The sequence below is a fragment of the Helicobacter sp. MIT 05-5294 genome (assembly GCF_000765675.1).
Lineage (GTDB): Bacteria > Campylobacterota > Campylobacteria > Campylobacterales > Helicobacteraceae > Helicobacter_D.
Map to the genome: position 1 here is coordinate 1 of NZ_JRPA02000069.1, position 928 is coordinate 928.

The window sequence follows — 928 nt, forward strand, 5'->3', positions numbered from 1 at the left end:
TGGATTTACAAACAAAGAATTCCAAGTAGGTGCTTACTCTAACCAAACCATTCGTGCAAGTATTGGTGCAACAAGTTCTGATAAGATTGGGCATGTAAGGACAGAAACCTTTATGCAAACAGGACAAGCTCAATTTGGAACAGCAAGTTTGACTTTCACCACTATGGGGATTGATAGAGCACTTGAAAGCGTGAAGCTTTCTCATAGTGCAGGAACAGGTCTTGGAGTGTTGGCAGAAGCAATCAACCGCTACTCTGATGAGCTTGGCGGAGTGAGAGCAGAAGCGGAAGTCCTACTTAAAGGAAACAAACTCTCAGCGGCAAACAGCTTAACAGGAGTCGTGATTAATGGTGTTAATATCGGGGTAATCAGCGGAACTGCAATCCATGATGGCGATGGTAGATTACTCAAAGCAATCAATGCTTACAAAGATACCACAGGGGTCGAAGCTTCTATTACAAGAGATGGGAAACTTCAATTAACCTCCGTAGATGGTCGCGGTATTTCTGTGCAAGGTCTTGATGATGCAGGTATTGATGATGGTCAATATGTTGGTCGCTTGAATCTTACTCAACTCGGTGCGAACGATATTATGACAAAAGGAACTTATGGAGCTGGTAGTATATCATCCTCAATGAGTGCCTCTGCGGTAACAACCCTAAGAAACATCAAGGGCGAGTATTCCGACACTACCAAAGCTTCTATTGGTGTAGTTTCCAATGCAGCGACTGAAATGGGTGCAGGTGTAATGAGCCTCAAAGGCGCAATGCTAGTAATGGACATCGCAGAATCCGCGATTAAGCAACTAGACACAATTCGTTCAGACTTAGGTTCTGTGCAACAACAAATGCAATCTACAATCAACAACATTACAATCACTCAAGTGAATGTAAAATCTGCTGAAAGTGGAATCCGTGAAGTAGATTTC

General features: G+C 43.0%; 1 protein-coding gene. It reads left to right on the plus strand.

What is annotated here, in order from left to right; genetic code table 11:
* Positions 1–928, plus strand: a 928-nt coding sequence (locus tag LS69_RS10060) for a flagellin hook IN motif-containing protein (protein WP_275050977.1), incomplete at both ends; no start/stop codon positions are given.